The organism is Rothia sp. HMSC076D04, from assembly GCF_001814645.1.
Classification (GTDB): Bacteria; Actinomycetota; Actinomycetes; order Actinomycetales; family Micrococcaceae; genus Rothia; species Rothia mucilaginosa.
Genome location: NZ_KV817369.1, coordinates 199,808 through 219,347 on the forward strand (window position 1 = coordinate 199,808; position 19,540 = coordinate 219,347).

Consider the following 19,540-nt stretch of genomic DNA (forward strand, 5'->3'; position numbering starts at 1 on the left):
CCGCAGGCCAGGAAGTCGAAGCGGCGCTGGATGCGGTGGGACAGGCGTGGGCTCAGAAGCAGATTGAAAAGCAGGGCGAGGGATCGGCTGTTGCTCTTCCCGAGGGGCTCATCGAGCTCGCCCGCACCCTCACCCCCGAAGATGCCGCGCACATGATTGCGGTCTGCGAGCGCGCCGTCGAATCACAGCACCACCCGGTCAGCCCCATCCCCGCCGGTGAGGTGGCACGCCAGCATAAGGCAAGCTCCATGCTGGATCTTTCTGACGGACTCGTCAAGGACGCCGGGCGAGTTGCCGCCGCCTCCGGGGTGCAGATGCGCCTCGACCGCGCCGCCGTGGATGCGTTCGCCGAGCCGCTGCTACCGTTGGCGCGCCTGCTGTTGGCGATTGGTGAGCGCAACGAGGCGGGGGAGAGCCCCGCATCCCTGGCGCGCACCTTCGTGCTGGTTGGCGGCGAGGACCACGGCCTGCTGGCGACCTTCCCCGGTGAGGTACCCGAAGAGTTCGTGCCCCTGGGCACCTGCGTTGCGGACGCCCCGGAGCGCGGTCTGAGCGCCGAGCTCTACGGTGCCGAACGCCGCCACAATGCGGTGACCGGCGCGGCGGTCGTCATGGACGGCCGCTCCCTGGACGGTATGGGCTGGGAACACTACGGGGCTTCCGCGTAGGAGCTCCGCTGAGTGTTGCCGAATGTTGCCGAGTGCCGCGAGGTGCGTGCGGTTTTGTATGTTTAGTCCGTGCTTTCATCCTCCGTGCTTTCATCCCGCGGGATAGACGACGGGCAATACCGTACATTTAACCGAAATTGCCTAGAATAGAAGTACGAAATAGGCTGGATTCTGCCCGTGCCGCGGGCACTGAGAAATCAGTCGGGAACTAACCGGGAAATCAGTCGGGAACTAGCCAAAAACTCAGCCGTGAACTAGTTGAGAACTCAGCCGAGAACCGCGCGAAACTGACGAAACTGACGAGGAGGGTAGCGTGAACGCAGAACAGAACCAGCGCACCGAAGAACGCGAGATTTACCGCCGCGCCTGCGTGCGCGCCTACCGCTTCGGCGTAGCGTGGTCCACCGCCGCCCGCACCACCATCGAACGCTACCGCGAGGCGCTCAACGAACTCAACGGGTTCCCCGTGCCCGATAAGGACACCGGCTCCAATATTGCCCACACCCTGCTGACCCTGACCGAAGAGTTTGAGCGGGGCATGGAACAGGTTCTGCCCAGTGAGGATCTGCCCCGTAAGGTTCTGCCCAGCGAGGTTCTTCCCGCTGGCGAAATTCCCGGCGGGGAGGGCGCGTGCGTGCCCGAGGCGGCGGGCGCCTCCGAAGAAGAAACCCTCGCCCACCTGTGGATTCAGCTGGGCGGAATCTACGAGCACGCGATTATGCGCGCATCCCGCGTGGCGCGCGGCAACTCCGGTACTCTGCTCTGCGCTTGGGCGCTGGAGGCGGTGCGTAGCTACTGGTTCCTGCCCGGAAACCTCGCCCAGGAGCTCGGCGACGCAGGCGATGAGCTGCCGCTCGTGCGCGCTCTGGAAGCAGACTACGAACGTGTGCTGGCTGGCGGTTCCCTGCCGAAGCACCGCGAAGTGAAGCTGGAGTACGCCCACGCTGAGGCGCGCGCGATGGCGTTCGCGGCTGAGCGTATTCGCGCCAGCGTGGGGGAGCAGATGGTGCCCTCCACGATGCTGTCGGTTATGGTGGAGCTCGCCCGCCTGGACGCACACTATGATGCATCGCAGGACGCAGAAGTTGCCGATGAGGTGCTGAAAGAGCGTCGACGTGCGCTGATGCGTGCCGCGCTGGAACGCACCGCGCAGTTCCCGCCCTCGCCCGAGCTTGCCGGTTTCGTGGATGCCGGCGCGCTCGGCTTCTACCTTGCCGTGGTGCACTCCAACCCGCGTTGGGAAGGTGCGACCCTGAACGAGGCGCAGGTGGAGTCCATGCTGCGTGCCCCCTCTGCCGATGTGACTTCTGTAGCCGGTTCTGCGGCACGAGTGGGTTCTGAACAGGCGGGCGCTGAACCTGCCGAGCACGCAGAACACGCGGAGCAGAGCGGCTGGGAGCTCATGGGTACGCTGACCTGCGAGCCCCTCGCCCTGGCGCAGCTACGCCCGGAGCTTGAAGCCATAGGTGACAGCCTGCTCATTACGCCCCTGGACATGGCGGCGGGGCTCTGGGCGCTGCACGTGCACGTGCCCGACATCGACCCCGCCCGCGAGCTGATTATGGGCTACGGTCAGTGGTTGGATGAGCGTATTTCCTCCCTGGCGGATGGTCGTCACGCCGACCATGCGTGCGGTGCGGAGGGCGGCGCATGAGCCCCGCCCGACGTTCCGTGAACCCGCAGCAGGAAGCCCTGGACTTGGGGCTTCCTGAGCCTGTTCCGGTCAAAACTAAGCCGACAAATACTAAGCCTGCAAAAGCTGAGGCAGCGCAGGGTGAGCCCGTAGATTCTGAGTCCGTAGATTCAACGGTTGTGGAGCCTGCCCGTGCCGGTTCTGCGACCCGTGCTGATTCCGCGACCCGAGCTCGGCAACGGAAAAAGGATGCGCCGCTACTGAGCGATGAACAGCTCCGCACCACCGCCGAGCTGACCGTGCGCGATCTTGCCGCCTACGCCCGGGGCAAGGCGAGCCGCGCCGAGCTGAGCGAACGCGCGGCACAGCGCGCCAGCGCACCCTACCGTAAGGCGCTCAAGACGCTCAAACATTCGCTGGGTCCCGCCGCGCACACCATGACCGACGACGCTCTCTACGAGCTGGTCGATATTGCGTTGGCGGCACGGCAGGCTACTCAGCCGGAAGCACATCTGCCGGGGGAACCTGCCCGGAAAGCACCTGCCCAGAAAGAACTAGTTCAGAACGAACCGAGCCCGCAGGAGAATGAGACTCCCGTGCGGGCTACTTCGGCGCGCCTACAGAAGGTAACGAAGGCAAGCGAAGGGGGCGAGCAGAAGAGCGCGCCTCATGCAGAAGCTGAAAAGCCCGCACCCAAAAAGACTGCACCTAAAAAGGTCGTAGCGAAGAAGGTAACTCCCGCAAAGAAAGCGCCCGCCCAGAAAGCTTCCGCGAAGAAGGCAACCGCTGAGAAAGTCGCGGCTGATAAACCCGCATCAGCCGCCGCGGAGGCTAAGAGTCGTGCTCTGGCGCGCTACGCCTCCGAAGATCGCATCGAAAATGCGCCGCTCAAAAAGTACCTGCCCGCACCCAGCGCCAAGGCAATCGCTACACACCTGGACCTGCACACCGTCGGGGAGATGCTCGAATACTTCCCGCGCAAGTACCTGCCGCGCGGTGAGCTCAGCTCCTTCGCTGAACTCGTTGAGGGCCAGGACGTCACCATCATTGCCCGCGTGGTGCACGTGAGCACTCGAACTATGGCGGCGCGCCGGGGCAAAATCACGGAAGTGACCATCACCGACCGGCTTTCCGACGCCACCGGGCAGGACGCACCCGCAGGTTTTGGGGCTGGCGGTCCTGTGTCCGTGGTGCCCGGGCGCGCTAACCGCCCCGGTTCCTCTGCTGCGCCCGCGCAGAACTGGCAGGCGACCGGGATGCACAACCCGCGCATTAACGCGCTCGCTCATCCCACGCAGAACCCAGCTGCCCAGAATCCCGCAGCTCAGAACCCCGCGGCCCAGAACCCGGCACAGGGCAGGGGAGCACAGCCCGCCTCCTACAGCGGCTACGCAGATAGCTACGGCCAAGACTCGTTTGGTCAGGATAGTTTCGCGCAGGATAGTTTTGCACAGGGAGGCCTCTTTGGCGTGCCTGCACCCAGCATGACGAACCCCGGTGCGCTCATCGGCTCGCAGATGAAGCTTTCCTTCTTCAACGCCTGGACCGCGGCCCGCGAAATCCGCGAGGGTGAAACCATGATGTTCTCCGGCAGGGTCGGCATCTACCGCGGCGAATACACCCTCACCAATCCGCACTACGCCCTGCTCTCGAAGGACGCCTCCGGCGCTGACGTTACCGACGCCGCCACCGCCCCCGTGCCCGTCTACCGCGCCCCCGTGAAGCTGCCCACCGACCGCATTAGCGGCTACATGGCGCAGCTGCTCGAAAAGGTGCCACTCAAAGAACTCGAAGACCCGGTGCCGTACACGATTCGTCGCGCCCGCAAGGTGCCCTCGCTGGAGTGGACGTACCGCGCCCTGCACACCCCGGACTCTGAGGACACCTGGCGTGCCGCGCAGGCACAGATGCGTTACCGTGAGGCGTTCGTGCTGCAGAGCGCGCTCGCCCGCCTGCATTCAGTGCGTGCCGCGCACCTGACCCAGCCGCGCCCCGCCGTGGAGGGTGGACTCGCCGATCAGCTGCTTGAGGTTCTGCCCTACGAGCTGACTGAGGGGCAGCAGAAGGTGGGCGCTGAGATTGCCGCGGATTTGTCGAGCGAATCGCCCATGAACCGCCTGCTGCAAGGTGATGTGGGTTCCGGTAAGACCGTGGTGGCTCTGCGCGCCATGCTGCAGGTTGCCGACGCGGGCGGCCAGTCCGCGATGCTCGCCCCGACCGAGGTGCTTGCCGAGCAGCATTTGCGTTCGGTGCTGGACATTCTGGGGGATATGGCGGCGCCCGAAGGCTCTGACGCTGACGGTCCTGCTGATGCTGACGGCTCGATTGACGGCGGGGAAGAATCCGGCCGTGTGCGCGCGCGCCTGCTGACCGCCTCCATGGGCACCCGCGCCAAGCGCAAGGTACTGCAGGAACTCGCCGACGGCACCGCCCAGATTGTGATTGGCACCCACGCCCTGCTTTCCGACGAGGTGAGCTTCCACGATTTGGGTCTGGTCGTCGTGGACGAGCAGCACCGTTTCGGCGTGGAGCAGCGTGATGGCCTGCGCGGCACCGACGGTGCCCTGCCGCACCGCCTGGTCATGACCGCAACGCCCATTCCGCGTACCGTCGCCATGACCGTGTTCGGTGACCTGGATGTGTCCGTGCTCGACACCCTGCCCGCCGGTCGACAGAAAATCTCGACCCACGTGGTGCCCCTCGCCGAGAAGCCCGCCTGGGCGTCCCGCCTGTGGAGGCGCGCTCGCGAAGAAATCGACGCGGGCCACCAGGTGTATGTTGTCGTACCCAAAATCGGGGAGGACGGCGACAGCCTGGAGGAGGGCACCGCGTTCTTTGGCGCATCCAGCCTGAACGGTGCTGGAACCGGCGCGGGCAACTCAGCCCAGGGCTATTTCGGCCAGGGCGGTAGCGCCAGTAGCGACGGCAAGGTTCAGCTGACCTCGGTCGCCTCAATGTACTCTTACCTGAGTGCTGAGGACGCCCTCGTCGGCGTGCGTATCGGCACCCTGCACGGCCGCATGGACCCGGCGGAGAAGACCGCCGTCATGACCGCTTTCGAGCGCGGCGAAATTGACCTGCTCATCAGCACCACCGTCATTGAGGTGGGCGTGAACGTCCCGAACGCCACGCTCATGATCATCATGGACGCCGACCGTTTCGGCATCTCTGGCCTGCACCAGCTGCGCGGTCGTGTGGGCCGCGGCGGCTATGCGGGCACCTGCCTGCTGGTTACCCGCCAGGAGGAGGGCGGCGTGTCCCGAGAGCGTCTGGATGCGGTCGCCTCCACCACGGACGGCTTTGAGCTTTCCCGCATCGACCTGGCGCAGCGCCGTGAGGGTGATATTCTGGGTGCTGCACAATCGGGCTCGAAGAGTACCCTGCGGTTCTTGCGGGCGCTCGCCGATGCCGACATTATTGAGCGTGCCCGCGAGGATGCCCGCTCGGTGGTGGAGAAGGACCCGACGCTGGCTAAGCACCCGTCGTTGGCGCGTACGATTGACCGCGCTCTGGACGCTGACCGTGAGGCGTTCCTCGGCAGGGGATAAGCGCCCAACGGGGCAGAACGCTCTGCCCGCTCCGCCCATCAACCAGCCTTGCCCACCACTCGCTGAAACCCTGACGTCAACACACCGCACTAGTTAAGAGGAGAGACCTATGAGCCGTATTATTTCCGGTGCTGCCGGAGGCGTTCGCCTTGCCTCGGTTCCGGGGGATAATACTCGCCCCACCACCGACCGGGTGAAGGAATCCCTCTTCTCCAAGCTGGAGAGCTACGACATTATTCGTGGCGCCCGCGTGCTGGACGCCTTTGGTGGCTCGGGTGCGCTGGGCTGCGAGGCACTCTCACGCGGTGCCGCCTCCGTGACTCTGCTGGATACGTACCCGAAGGCTGTTGCGGTGATTCGTAAGAACGTTGCCGCGGTGGAGAAGGCGATGGGCCGCACCGGTTCTTCTGGTGCTACCGGTTCTGCGGCGCGCGTGCAGCAGTCTCAGGCGCTGACCTACGTGAAGTCCGCCTCCGGGCCGTGGGATCTGGTGTTTGTTGACCCGCCCTACGCCATGCCGAATGAGCAGGTCAGTGAGCTGCTGGAGGCGCTCACCCCCAAGCTTGCCGAGGGTGCCGTGGTCGTGGTGGAGCGTTCTTCGCGCGACCCCGAGCCGGTGTGGGGCGAGGGCCTGTACTGTTTTTCGACCCGTCAGCACGGCGAGACGGTTCTCTACTATGTGGAGCCTGACGAGGTGGAGGAGCAGGCGGGCGACGAGCCCGGCACGAACCTTGAGCCCGGCGAAGACGCTGAAGAGCTCGCCGCCTAAGATTGCCGCCGCATCTCACCGCCCGATCTTGCTACCTCAGCCTGCGCTCGTCCGCATGCCACTAACCCGCATCCTAAATTCACCCGCATCTACTCATTCCAACGTCTGATATTTATTCGTGAAGGGACCGCCATGATTGCCCTCTGCCCCGGATCTTTTGACCCCGTGCACCACGGCCACCTGGAAATCATTGCCCGCGCCGCTCAGCTCTTTGACGAGGTGATCGTGGGCGTGGCGCACAATAGCTCCAAGAAGTACCGTTTCTCCCTGGAGGAGCGCGTGCAGCTGGTGCGTGAGTCTCTGCAGGAGCTCGGCATTGAGGGTGTGAGCGTGGAGCCGATTCCGCCGGGCGTGCTGCTTGCCGAGTATGCGGCGGAGCGTGGCGCGAAGGTGCTGGTGAAGGGTCTGCGTTCGGCGACGGACTACAGTTATGAGGCTCCGATGGCGAGCATGAACCGCCACCTGGCGCAGGTTGAGACGGTGTTCTTGGCGGGTGAGGACCGCTACGGTGCGGTATCGTCCACGATTATTCGTGAGGTGGCGTCGCTGGGTGGTGATGTGACTCCCTTCGTGCCGGAGGCGGTCGCCCGCGCCCTGAAAAACGCCTAGAAAAACGCTTCATCAACCCAGGCGCACACCACCTTGTGCGCACCCATCCGACACGCCCACCGGCAGGGCCCCGGCAGAATAACTCGCACCGCCGACCGGGCACTTAAGTCCCCCAGTAGTAGCCCCGACCGGCCGATTAAATGCCGCGCGGCGCCTCCTTAAGGGAATATTTAAGAGGTGAGCGCCACTTAAAGAGATTTAAAAGGCGCTTAATCTTGATTAACGGTGCGAATGACCCCTAAAATGGGACTTTGGTTTATACATTTCGTAAGGAGAAACGCCATTTCACGTGCAGACGCATCGCCGCTGGTGGTATCGGTTACTAACCTGATTCACCGCCCCGGCACCATGGAAACTCTCGCTGAGGTCCTGCCCGCACCGGCAGACCTGGGTAACACGCTCATCGGCGTGGAAGAGGGTTCGGATATTGACCTCGATATTCGTATGGAGTCTGTTGTTGATGGTATCCTAGTTACCGGCTCCGTCGTTGTGGATGTACACGGCGAGTGTAGCCTCTGCTTGGATCCGATTGATTACGAGATGTCGGCCAATATTCAAGAGCTTTTCGTCTTTGAGAAGGCCCCGGCTGGCGGCCCCGAAGACGAAGTAGATGAGCAGTACGCCGTTGAGGATGATTCCATCGACCTTGAACCGGCTCTGCGGGACGCAGTAATCCTTCAACTGCCGTTCCAGCCTGTTTGTAGGGACACCTGCCAGGGTCTGTGCGCCGATTGCGGTGCGCGCCTGGAGGATGACCCCGGGCATCATCACGAGGTGTTGGATCCGCGCTGGTCGGCCCTGCAGGGCCTGCTCGGTGCAGATACCGAAAACTAAATTGTTGTTACTAGAGATTGTGAGATAGCTGTGGCTGTTCCCAAGCGCAAGATGTCCCGCGCTAACACCCGCGCACGCCGTTCCCAGTGGAAGGCATCCGTGCCCCAGCTGGTTAAGACCGTTGAAAACGGTCGCGTGACCTACAGCCTGCCCCACCAGGCAAAGGTTGTAACCGACGCTGCAGGCAACGCCCTGTTCCTGGAGTACAAGGGCCGTAAGGTTGCAGACGCCTAAGAAGCGGTGAATCCTTATGACTGAATTTCCTAGTGTTGATACTAGGGAGTTGCGTAAACGTCTCGGAGTCGATATCGACGCCGAGACGTTTTTGCTATCCCTAACCCACCGCTCCTACGCCTTCGAGAATCCCGGAGTGGAGCATAATGAGCGCCTGGAGTTCCTGGGCGATTCGGTGCTTTCCCTGGCGATCGCTGAAGAAGTGTACCGACGCTACCCTGACCTGCCCGAGGGTGAGCTCGTGAAGCTGCACCACGTGGTGGTGTCGACTGTGGCGTTGGCGAAGGTGGCACGCGACCTGGATCTGGGTAGGTACATCCTGCTCGGTAAGGGCGAGATTCACACCGGCGGCGCCGATAAGGACTCGATCCTTGCCGACACCATGGAAGCGATTTTTGGCCTGACCTACCTGGAGTGCGGTCGCGAGGCGGCTCGTGACCTGGTGCTGCGCCTGATTGCGCCGCTGCTCGACGACGAGAAGGTCCTGAACTCTGGACGCGACTGGAAAACCGAGCTGCTGAACCTCGCCACCGCCCGCGGCTGGGGAGACGTGCGCTACGAGGTCACCGGCGAGGGCCCCGACCACGCGCGCGTGTACACTGCGGTCGCTATTGTGGCGAACCAGCAGGCCGGTACCGGTGTGGGTCCGAGCAAGAAGGAGGCGGAGCGCCTTGCCGCTGAGCAGGCGTACCGCATCCTGGTTTAGGCTCAATCAAGCATCCTGCAGGTCTGTTAGCTCTGCGGGCTCTTGATTCTGCAGCCCCGCTGATTGGAGGGAACCATGCCCGAACTGCCCGAGGTGGAAACCGTTCGCGCAGGTCTAGCCGACCATTCGTTGGGTCGCCCCGTGCAGGCGGTGCGCGTGGTCGATGCCCGTTCGCTACGTAGACACCTGCCCGGTCCCGCCCACTTTGAGGCGGCACTCACCGGAAGGGCGCTGCGCGGCGCCTACCGCCGCGGCAAGTATCTGTGGCTGACCCTGAGCGAGGCGGACGGCACGCTTGCCGACGAGGCGCTCGTGGTGCATCTGGGCATGAGCGGTCAGCTGCTCGTCCGCGATGAGCCGGGCAGCGAATCTGGCAATGAATTGGATGGTGACTCGGGTAATGATGCGGAGGCTCGCGCGGCCTTTGACGAACAGCCGCGGCACCTGCGCGTGGCGCTCGAGCTAGGACCGGCGGGAGCTACCCGTGGCGCGGCGAGCACCAGTCGGGAGAGCACCGGGCAGCGGTTGCTCTTCGTGGACCAGCGCATCTTCGGCGGTATGTTCCTCAGCCCGCTGGTACCGGACGTACCCGCGGCGGTTGCAGCGAATAAAGCAGCGCCGGGTGAGATGGCGCCGGGTGAAGTACCGGAGCGTTTTCTAGTGCCGGAGGCGGTCAAACATATTGCCCGCGACCCGCTGGACGAATTCTTCGACCCCGCGGCGGTGCGCCGCAAGTTCCTGCGCACCTCCAGCGGCATTAAGAAGGTGCTGCTGGACCAGTCGGTCATCTCCGGCGTGGGCAATATCTACGCCGACGAGGCGCTGTGGCGTGCGCGGTTGCACTACGCGAAGCCCGCACGCACCCTCAGCGCCGCGCAAACCCGCGAACTGCTGGAGGCGGTCACGCAGGTACTGCGCGAGTCCCTGGCGGCGGGCGGCACAAGCTTCGACGCCCTGTACGTGAACGTGCTGGGGGAGTCTGGCTACTTCGAGCGCTCGCTGAACGCCTACGGCCGTGCCGGGGAGCCCTGCCACCGTTGCGCGGAGGCGGGCCGCACCTCCCTGATCGTGCGCGAGCCGTTCCAGAACCGCTCATCCTACCGTTGCCCGCACTGCCAGCGGGCCCCACGCTCTCGATAGGCACAAACTCACGCTAGTTATGCATATGACGGCGTAGCTACGTTCCTCCCATGGGGGATGTAGCTACGCCGTCATTCGTTTACAGCTGGGTTGAGAAAGGGGCTGGGGGAACCGACCCAAAAAGAAGCGACTTAGCGGCTGTACCTATCCCCGTAGAACAGGCCCAGACGCTCGTAACCCTCCTCAATCGACACGGCGGGCTCCCACTGCAGAAGCTCGCGAGTGCGGCGCTGATCAAACCAGTGCGCGGTCGACAGCTGCTCGGCGAGGAACTCCGTCATCGGCGGCTCATCACCGGCAGTCACGTTCTTCGGCAGACGCTCCCAGACGCGCTCAATGACCTTACCCGCCAGAGCCGCAACCTTCGCCGGAACCGAGAAACGCGGGGCGGGAACGCCCACCGCCTCACAGAAACCACCCAGTAGTTCAGCGATAGTGCGCGGCTGACCGTTCGTCACCACCAGCGCCCGGCCCGCAAAAGCGTCGAGGCGCTGATAGCCGCGCACCACGGCATCCGCGGCGTTATCAATGTAGAGCGTATCAATCAGACCCGTACCACCAGAGAGCAGCGGCAGGCGGCCCGCGGCGGAACGCTCCAGAATGCGCTCGACCAGCTGGGTATCGCCCGGACCCCACATCAGGTGAGGACGCAACGCACCCACGCGCAAAACCCCGCTACCGGGCAGGGCAGTGCCGTTCGCCTCCAGCGCCAGCAGCTCAGCGGCAGCCTTCGAACGCGCATAGTTACCGCGCGCATGCTCCGGGGACGCCACGCCGGCACCGTCACCCACAATCGCCGCACCGGCATGAGCCACCGACGGCGAGGAAATGTACAGGAACGAACCCACCGAATGGTTCAGTGCCGCCTGCAGCAGGGTGCGGGTGCCCTCAATGTTGATGCGCTTATAATCAGCCCACTCGCCGCTGACCGAAACCTTCGCCGCGGCATGCACCACGCCGTTCACGCCGGTCATCGCCAGAGCCACCGCCTGCGCGTTCGTAATATCGCCGCGCACCTGCTCAAAACGCGGGCGAATCGAATCGGGCAGAAGCGCCGCAATACCCGAATCGCCACGCTGAAAAACGCGCACATCGTAGCCGGCACGCAGCAACGCCAGCACGCTCTCACGACCCAGCAAGCCGCTCGCACCGGTAAAGAGGATGCGCTCGCCAATACGCGGCGCGAAATCGGGCTCCTCAACCGGGCGCAACGAACGCGGGGCGGGGTCGGCGTAGCGTGCCGCCAACGGCTGCGCCGGCTTGCGGAACCGAGCCGTCGGGGAAGTCACCGCATGCGAAGTCGACAGGCGGTGACCAGACGGGCGGGGCGCAGACAGGCGGGATGCGGGCTCGTGGGAAGAGGACTCACGCGAAGAATGAGGGGACATCATACTCCTTAGACTTAGAGATCCGGCAGGCGCTTACGCCCCCGCAAGGACCTTCGACGCCCACTCACCCAGGGCGGGGCGGTCAATCTTCGAATTATGGCGAATATCGGTCGGATGCTCGTGCACCACCAGCACCGCGGCAAGTTCCACGCCGGTATCCTCGGCAACCTTCTGACGCACCAGCTGCGACAGCTCGAAGGGAGCCACGCCCTCCGCAATGGGGAAGCGGCGAGCGCCGGGCACGCGATCGAGCAGGGCACGCTTGAGACCCGATGCTGACTGGCGCGCCTCCAGAGCGGCAGTATTTGCGGACGCCTCAATGACCAGCACCGGGGCGGCAGTACCTGCAGGACCCACAGCGACCAGGGCGGCGCGGCGCACCTCGGGCAGGGACTCTGCGGATTGCTCAGCCGCAACCGGGGTCAGTACACCCTGCGAAGTCAGCAGCACGTGCGCGAGGCGACCTTCAACCCATAGGCGACCCGAAGCATCCAGGTGCCCGACGTCACCGGTATGATGCCAACCCGGAGTGCTAATGGACTGCTCCTCAGTCACCCACAGGGTGTCGTAGCGGTCCTTCACATGCGGCGCCGACACCAGAATCTCACCGGTCACACCCGGCTCATGGGTCAGCTCATCCGCCACCGAACCGTCCTGCAGCAGCGGCGCAATGGCAACCGCCGCACCGTACACCGCGAAACCAACGCACACACCGTCACGGGCGAACGGGTCAAGCACCTCATCGGCAGCATTCGGGGTGCCCTCAGCAATCGCCTGGCGAATCATTTCGAAAGACACATCGGTCACCGGCAGACCCTCGGTCATGCCGTAGGGGGTGTGCAGGGAGGCGTTCGGCACCAGGGCGGAGAGCGCCTCCAACAGGGGCACAGGAATCGGCGCGCCAGCGCTCAGAACCGTCTGAACCTTAGCCAACGCCGCACGCTGCTCAGCGTTCAGCTCATCGGCGGTTGCCACCACATTCACCAGGGCGGCGGGGGAAGCAAACACGACCGACGCATCAATAGCCGCCGCAGCCGACGCCAATGCCGAAGCCGTCAGAGTCTTCGGGCGGGTCACATCCATCGTCGGGGTCACGCTGGTAGCACCCAGCGCCGGGCCCAACAGCGCAAACGGCGCGAAGCCAGCCACCAGGCCGCTACCGGGCGCAAAACCGTACGTATTCGCAATGGCATCACGCATACCAGCCAGCTGACGCTGCGTGTACACCACACCCTTAGCCGGGCCGGTCGAACCGGAGGTGTACAGCACCGCCGCATCAGCATCCGGCACGGGGGAGGGGAACTCCACCACGGTCGGGGTGGGCACCGGCGCACCCGGAGTACCGTCAGCGGCGGGCGCGGTAAACACCGAACCGGCAACGCCCAACAGCTTCTCCTGCACCGAACCCAGCGGCTCCACAGAAATACGCACACCCGGCCACAGCAGGGTACGGGCGGCACTGAGCGCGGCGGGAATACCCACCAGGAAGCTCGGGTTAGCGCCCTTCAACGCGCGAGTCAGACCCGGAATACCCAGACCGGTATCAGCCACCACAATGACAGCGCCCAGCTTCATGCAGGCGTAAATCAGGGTGGTCAGGCGGGCACCCGGAGGTACCATCAGGTTCACGCGGTCGCCCGGACGCACACCCAGGGCGTGTAGGCGGGTCGCGGCGGCGTTGACCTGCTGGTTCAGCTCAGCCCAGGTCAGGGTCACAGAAACGGAGGTGCCATCACCCTTGGGGTCCATATCCACCACGGCGGTGGAGGCGTCATTGGCGCGTTCGGTAAGGGCCGCGAGCATGGGGCGGAACGCTGCGGGAATGGTACCCTCAGTGGTAGCCCCCTCGCCGGCAACCAGACCGTGGCGGCGCGCGCGGGCGGCACGATGCTCCGCCTCCGCATTACGCGCCGGAACCAGCACACCATCCTCCAGCGTGCCGAAGGTCTGCGCAAGCCACGAAATCATGGGGGTGGCAATGTCGTAATCCTCAATGACCAGGTGCGACGCCTTCTCGTAGCGGTGCACCTTCGCCTGCGGCATGCGCTCCATCAGGTCGAACAGGTAGCGGCGCTGGAACACCGGGTCCTTCGTGCCCCACTGGAAGAACGCGGGCACATCCAGGTCGCGAATCTGCTCGGCAATACGCTGCATCGGCGCATAGGAGGGAACATCGGCACCGGTCGGAATATCGCCCACAAAATTACGCACACCCTCACGCCACGCCGAATGAGCGTACGGCGCGCGGTAGGTGCGGTAAATCGCCTCGTTGAGGGGGCTCGGGTACAGGCGCTTGGGCTGCTTGCCCACCGGCTGCGGCAGGGCACCATCAAGCGCCCCGGCACCGGCAGAACCCGGCGCGGGCAGGCGACCCTCATTCTGAGCCAGGCCCAGGGTCACATCAATAAACGCGGTCGAATCGTGGGTACCCCACTCGTGCACGCCCAACGCCAGGCGCAGGGCTGCAGGGATATTCTCAATGCCGTCATGGTAGACCGCGGTGTTCGTCAGCATCACGCCCGAAAGAATCTCACGATGCTCCAGCGCCCAACCGAAGGACACCAGGCCACCCCAGTCGTGAGCGAGGGTCACGACCGGCTTGTCGGTCTCATCCAGACCGAGCGCCTTCGTGAAATCGCCGAGGTCAGCGATACGGTCCTCCAGGCTGCGGCGCTCACCCTCCAAATCCAGGTGAGTGCGCTCCGAATAACCCATATCAATCTGATCAACCGCAACCACACGCCACGGGGCGCGCTCATTCACGCCCGCATCCAGCACGGTACGCCACAGGTACGACCAGGTCGGGTTACCGTGCACGCACAGGATCGTGCCAATCGGCTCCAAACCCTGCTCGACCAGCACCGGAAGGTTATCCAGGTAGTGCCAGCGGCGCGCGCCAGCCTGCTGCGCCCGCTGCTCAATGGGGGCGGAGGTGGGCACCTCCAGAAGGTGGGAGTAGCGCGGGTTCACGCCCGCCCATTCCTCCGGGTTATACGGCGGCTGGGTCTTAGGGAAGTTCAAATGGCGCATGCTGGGAATCCTTCCGGATCGAATCGGTGAATGTCTACCGCACAGAGGTTAAGGGCTGCCGGCTAACGGGGGTTAAGGGCTGCCGGCTAACGGGTTACCACTGAATCTCAAGCAGGGCAGTGTTCAGGCCAGAACCCACACCCATGCACAGAATACGGTCGCCGCTCTTATAGGTCGGCGCGCACTCAGCGAGAGTCATCGGCAGAGCCGCCGCAGCCACATTGCCCCACTTCGGGAAGGTCATGGGGATGCGCTCACGCTCAATACCGACCGCCTCAATAATGGCGTTCGTGTGGGCGTTAGAAATCTGATGGGTCACATAGGAGGTCATGTCGTTCCACTCCCAGCCGTCCTGATGCGCCTGCTCCCACGCCTGCGCCACCAGCTCCAGACCGTGCTTGAGCAGGCCCTCGGCGTCAGTGTTCATGCCCTGATCCGCCTCGCCACCAATGCACAGGTTACGGTGCTCAGTGCCCGCGCGGGACACCGAACCGACGATGCGGTGACCCTCCGGGTGGCGGTCAGCACGGCCAATCACAGCCGCCGCCGCGCCCGAACCGAGGGTCAGGGTCGCGAACTGAGCCAGCACATCCTCGCGGGTCGAATCGGGGTTGTTCAGGATGCGCACCGCGGTACGGTGCCACGGGGAGGGGTCCTCACCGGCGACGATGAGGGCGTAGTCGATAGCGCCCGCATCAATCATGGTGGAGGCGACGGTCATCGCGTTCACGAAGCCCAGGCAGGCGTTCGTAATGTCAAAGTTCAGGGCGTGACGCGGCAACTCCAGGCGGTCATGCACACCCACCGAAACGGCGGGCTCAAAGTTATCGCGAGTCACCGAAGCGTTAATCAGCAGACCAATCTGCGAACGGTCAATACCCGCCTGTTCGATAGCCTTCTCAGCTGCGGCAACCACGCCGTCCTCAAAGGTCTGGCCCTCAGCCCAGCCGCGGCGAGTGCTAATACCGGCAAGACGCTCCAGCAGGCCCTTCGGCATGCGCAGACGCTTATAGGTTTGGGCCAGCTGCTCATCGAAGTAGTCGCTCGTGACGACCTCCGGAGGCAGCTCATGGGTAATAGACAGCAGAGCTGCATTAGCGTGGCGAATGTCAGAGTTCGTGCCGACCTTATCGGCGGATGCATTCATCAATGGTGTGGCCCTTGAAAATAGAAGTCAGTGGGATACATAGAAAAACGCGGGGATGCGAACAGCGGCCCCGCAGAATTCGTGATGCTCATTCCAATCTACCGCACCGACCGGGCGAACCCGTATCCGTAGACCCAATATGAACGCGCCCGTTCACCCCGCGCGTAAGATGATGCACAATGAGGAACTTTGAACCCCCTTCACCCCGTGCACGTTCACGCCGCCCGCCCGCCGCACCGCGTACACTAGAGGGATGCCGCCACGTACCACAGAAAGTGCCCGGCACACACCAGTTCTTCTGCAGAAAGGCCCCTTGTGCACCTGATGTCGCTGACCCTGCGCGGGTTCAAGTCTTTCGCCTCCGCAACCACTTTTGAGTTCACCCCCGGCATTAACGCGGTGGTCGGACCCAACGGCTCCGGCAAGTCCAATGTGCTGGATGCGCTCGCCTGGGTTATGGGCGAGCAGGGCGCTAAGAGCCTGCGCGGCGGCAGCATGAAGGACGTTATCTTCGCAGGCTCCGGCGAGGCAGGTTCGGGCGACGGCGCCCAGCGTGCACCCCTGGGCCGCGCCAAAGTCACCCTGACATTCGATAATTCTGACGGCACCCTCAGCATTCCCGCTGATCGGGTGCAGATTTCGCGCACCATGTTCCGCTCCGGCGGCAGCGAGTACGAGATTAACGGCTCCCCGGCGCGCCTTGCCGACATTCAGGACCTGCTCTCGGAGGCGGGTCTGGGCCAGCAGATGCACGTGCTCGTCGGCCAGGGTCAGCTGGATGCAGTCCTGCACGCCACCGCGCAGCAGCGCCGCGACATGATCGAGCAGGCGGCAGGCGTGGTCAAGTACCGCCGCCGCCAGGAGAAGACCAGCCGCAAGCTGGAGTCTGTGGCATCGAACGTTACCCGCCTGAGCGACCTGGTTGCCGAGCTGGATTCGCAGCTGCAGCCGCTGAGCGAGCAGGCAGAATCCGCCGCGACCGCACGCCAGTTGCAGGCGCGCATCCGCCAGCTGGAGGCGGTACTTTTGGCTCGTCAGCTGGGTGTTCTGCAGGCTGAGCAGGCGCAGGCTCTCGCCTCCGAGACGGAAGGTACCCGCCGCGCCGAAACCCTGAAAGAACAGCTGGAGGCGGCACGTGCCGCATCCGCTAAGCATCAGCAGGAGCAGAACCGCCTGAACGCCGAGGTCACCGCCTGCCAGAAGGCTGTGTCGACCCTGCGCGAGTCCGCCGCGCGTGTGCGCACCGTGCAGTCCATCGCCGCCGAGCGTGTGCGCACCTACCGCGTGGAACTGACCGAGGCGACCGCCGCCGCCCGCGCCGGTTATGAACGCGCCCTGGAACTGCTGGAGGAGCGCCGCGAAGAGGCAGAACGCGCGGTGGAAAGCTACGCCAGCTTTGAGGAACGCTACGATGCGGCGCTAAAGAACGTTGAGAAGGCGGCGTCCGAGGTGGCGCAGACTGAGCGCGCCTCGGGTGAGGCGGCGCAGTCTCGTGCCCGAGCGCAGGCCCAGCTGGATGCCGCCCGCGCCGCTGCGGTGGAGGCGACCCGCGCCTACGCGGCGGCGGCTGAGCGTGCCGCAACCCTGCGTGAGGCGCTGGGCCAGAGCCTGGGAGAGGCGCCCGCCGAGCCCGGCACTGAATCTGCGGAGGCGGTTTTCGACCCCGAGACCGGTGAGCTCATGGAGGCTCCTGCCGAAGCTGAGAGCACGAGCCTGCTTCGCGTGCTGGATGCCGTGCAGATTGACCCCGAGTATGCCCGCGCGGCGTCTGCGGCGCTGACCTCGCTGGCGACCGCGGCGTTGAGCGTGCCGGTTGAGGGTGTCGAGGTATCGCAGCTGCGCGGTGATAAGGGTGATGAAAGCCGCGAATCTGCCGCGAAGGAACTTTCAACAGAACTGCCCGAATCCTGCACCACCGAGCTGCGTGAGCTGGGTATCCGCCCCGCAACCGAAATCATTGAACCGCTCAGCGAGGACGCCGCCGCGCTCGCCGGCATCGACGAGCACGCCCTGGCGCGCGTCACCGCGGCGCTGAGTGAGCGCCTGGCAGGTGTGCTATTCGCGCCGGATGCCGCCTCCGCAGAGCAAGCTCTGCACCTGCTCGCAGAGAATACCCTCGCAGGTCAGCGCACTATGTGGCGTATTTTTGACCCCGCAGGCACCGAGCATACCCGCTACAGCCTGCTCTACCCGGCTGAGGGCGCCAGCCCCCTGGAACTTGCCGCCGCATACCGCGCCGCCTCCCAGGTCGTGACCCGCACCCGCGCCGAACTGGATGAAGCCGAACAGGCCGTTCAGCAGGCTCAGACCGCGGCAGAATCGGCGGTCGAAGCAGAACGCGAGGCAGCGAAGGCGGCGGGCGTGGCGAGCGCCGAGCATGCCCGCGCCCGCGCCCAGGCGGAGTCCCTGGAAGCCTCCGCGCAGAACATTCAGAATGAGCGCGCCCGCCTGAACGAGCGCCTCACCGCCGCGGAGGAGTCTGTAGCCGAAGCGCGCACCGCCTACGAGTCGGCGCGCACCCGCGAGGATTCCTACCTGGCGGGCACGGGGGAGCAGGCTCCCGCGGCGACCATTGAGCGCCGCGCCCACCGTCTGGGTGAGGTGCTTGCCGAGCAGGTGGGCGAGCGTGAGCAACAGCTGCACGAGCTGAGCGGCGCCCTGAAGAACGCCCAGGAGGGCCTGACCAGCACGAACGACGAGGTACAGGACCTACAGGCGGCGCACGCGGCGGCGCTGACCCTGCTGGCGCGCACGCAGACGGAGGCGGCGCGCGTGCAGGAGCGCGTGCAGGCGCTGGCTGAGCGTGCCCGCCTGGTGACCGGTTTGACCCTGGAGCAGCTGGAGGAGGAGTATTCCGAGCAGCTGCCGGTTGACGTGCCAGCAGATGAGGCTTCCGAAAACGTAGCCTCCGAAAACGCCGCTTCCGAAAATACTGCTACCGAAACGGCATCAGAGACTACCGAAGCTTCCACCGAGAGCGTGCGCGCTCGCCTCAAGGCAACCCGCGCCGAATTGGAGGCGCTGGGCGCCATTAACCCCCTGGCGCTGGAGGAGTACGAGGCGCTGTCTGAACGTCACGCCTACCTGAATCAGCAGATTGAGGATTTGAAGGCGACCCGCCGCGACTTGAATACGGTCATGGACGAGGTCAGCAGCCACATTGCGGAGGTGTTCACTGCCGCGATGGAGGACATTAACACCCACTACCGCCGCATCTTTGAGACCCTGTTCCCGGGAGGCGAGGGCCACCTGGAGCTGGACGATCCGTCCGATCCGCTGAATTCTGGTGTGGAGATTCACGCGCGCCCGGCAGGTAAGAAGGTTAAGCGCCTGTCGTTGCTATCTGGCGGTGAGCGTTCGCTTGCTTCGCTGGCGCTGTTGATTGCGATTTATATGTCTCGCCCGTCGCCGTTCTACGCCCTGGATGAGGTTGAGGCGGCGCTGGATGACCGCAACCTCTCGCGCCTGCTGCAGGTGATTGGTGAGTTGGGGGAGCGTTCGCAGCTGATTGTGGTGACGCATCAGAAGCGCACGATGCAGATTGCGGAGACCCTGTACGGGGTGTCGATGCGCGGTGGTGTGTCGACGGTGCTTTCTCAGCAGATGGAGGAGTTGCGCGAGCTGCTGTAGCCCGCCGCGCTTGCCAGACCCAGCCCGACCCTGCCTCTCTGCACCTTCCCAGCGTTTAGACCTTCCAATGCGAGCCGCCCATACCCGCGGGCGCACCCACCCCGGCGAACGTCACATGTCCTAGGAATGGTCATGTGCACCCCGGGGTACAGGTCACCGCCTGTACCCGGGTACTATAGGGGGATATGTGCGAACACCGCCCAC

At 64.5% G+C, this 19,540-nt stretch carries 12 protein-coding genes and 1 pseudogene; 10 read left to right on the top strand and 3 right to left on the bottom strand.

What is annotated here, in order from left to right; translation table 11 throughout:
• The 9 genes and pseudogenes from HMPREF2980_RS05285 to mutM form a co-directional block, all read left to right on the top strand.
• A pseudogene (locus HMPREF2980_RS05285) lies at positions 1-668 on the top strand (thiamine-monophosphate kinase); the annotation flags it as partial.
• A 313-nt stretch (positions 669-981) separates the two neighbouring features.
• Entirely contained in the window at positions 982-2,322 is a 1,341-nt protein-coding gene (locus HMPREF2980_RS05290; protein WP_070690549.1) for a DAK2 domain-containing protein, read from the top strand.
• Complete coding sequence (locus tag HMPREF2980_RS05295; RefSeq protein ID WP_083313505.1) at positions 2,319-5,849, top strand: ATP-dependent DNA helicase RecG; 3,531 nt, start codon at positions 2,319-2,321, stop codon at positions 5,847-5,849. Before HMPREF2980_RS05290 ends, HMPREF2980_RS05295 begins: the two co-directional genes overlap by 4 nt.
• Positions 5,850-5,958: 109 nt before the next feature.
• Positions 5,959-6,618, top strand: a complete 660-nt coding sequence (gene rsmD / locus HMPREF2980_RS05300; protein ID WP_070615964.1) for a 16S rRNA (guanine(966)-N(2))-methyltransferase RsmD — start codon at positions 5,959-5,961, stop codon at positions 6,616-6,618.
• 132 nt (positions 6,619-6,750) lie between these two features.
• On the top strand, positions 6,751-7,227 hold the full coding sequence (coaD, locus tag HMPREF2980_RS05305) for a pantetheine-phosphate adenylyltransferase (protein ID WP_060824643.1): 477 nt from the start codon (positions 6,751-6,753) through the stop codon (positions 7,225-7,227).
• 225 nt (positions 7,228-7,452) lie between these two features.
• Positions 7,453-8,061, top strand: a complete 609-nt coding sequence (locus tag HMPREF2980_RS05310; protein ID WP_049337938.1) for a YceD family protein — start codon at positions 7,453-7,455, stop codon at positions 8,059-8,061.
• 30 nt (positions 8,062-8,091) lie between these two features.
• Positions 8,092-8,295 carry a 50S ribosomal protein L32 gene (gene rpmF / locus HMPREF2980_RS05315; protein ID WP_005505656.1) on the top strand — a complete coding sequence of 68 codons (204 nt, stop codon included), beginning with the start codon at positions 8,092-8,094 and terminating at the stop codon, positions 8,293-8,295.
• 16 nt (positions 8,296-8,311) lie between these two features.
• On the top strand, positions 8,312-9,001 hold the full coding sequence (gene rnc, locus HMPREF2980_RS05320; protein WP_070690551.1) for a ribonuclease III: 690 nt from the start codon (positions 8,312-8,314) through the stop codon (positions 8,999-9,001).
• Between the two features lie 75 nt (positions 9,002-9,076).
• Positions 9,077-10,141 (top strand): bifunctional DNA-formamidopyrimidine glycosylase/DNA-(apurinic or apyrimidinic site) lyase, encoded by a 1,065-nt coding sequence (gene mutM / locus HMPREF2980_RS05325; RefSeq protein ID WP_070690556.1) that lies wholly within the window; start codon positions 9,077-9,079, stop codon positions 10,139-10,141.
• A 131-nt stretch (positions 10,142-10,272) separates the two neighbouring features.
• Here mutM and HMPREF2980_RS05330 read toward each other — a convergent pair whose 3' ends face one another.
• From HMPREF2980_RS05330 to HMPREF2980_RS05340, 3 genes are all read right to left on the bottom strand, one after another.
• Positions 10,273-11,529, bottom strand: a complete 1,257-nt coding sequence (locus HMPREF2980_RS05330) for an NAD-dependent epimerase/dehydratase family protein (RefSeq protein ID WP_070690559.1) — start codon at positions 11,527-11,529, stop codon at positions 10,273-10,275.
• A gap of 33 nt (positions 11,530-11,562) precedes the next feature.
• Positions 11,563-14,559 carry an alpha/beta fold hydrolase gene (locus tag HMPREF2980_RS05335; RefSeq protein WP_070690562.1) on the bottom strand — a complete coding sequence of 999 codons (2,997 nt, stop codon included), beginning with the start codon at positions 14,557-14,559 and terminating at the stop codon, positions 11,563-11,565.
• A gap of 94 nt (positions 14,560-14,653) precedes the next feature.
• Positions 14,654-15,706: a 3-oxoacyl-ACP synthase III gene (locus HMPREF2980_RS05340; RefSeq protein WP_070690566.1), complete on the bottom strand. Its 1,053-nt coding sequence runs from the start codon at positions 15,704-15,706 to the stop codon at positions 14,654-14,656.
• 324 nt (positions 15,707-16,030) lie between these two features.
• Between HMPREF2980_RS05340 and HMPREF2980_RS05345 the strand changes: the two genes are divergently transcribed.
• A complete protein-coding gene (locus HMPREF2980_RS05345; protein ID WP_083313513.1) occupies positions 16,031-19,336 on the top strand; it encodes a chromosome segregation SMC family protein in 3,306 nt (1,101 codons plus the stop codon).
• Positions 19,337-19,540: the final 204 nt, after the last annotated feature.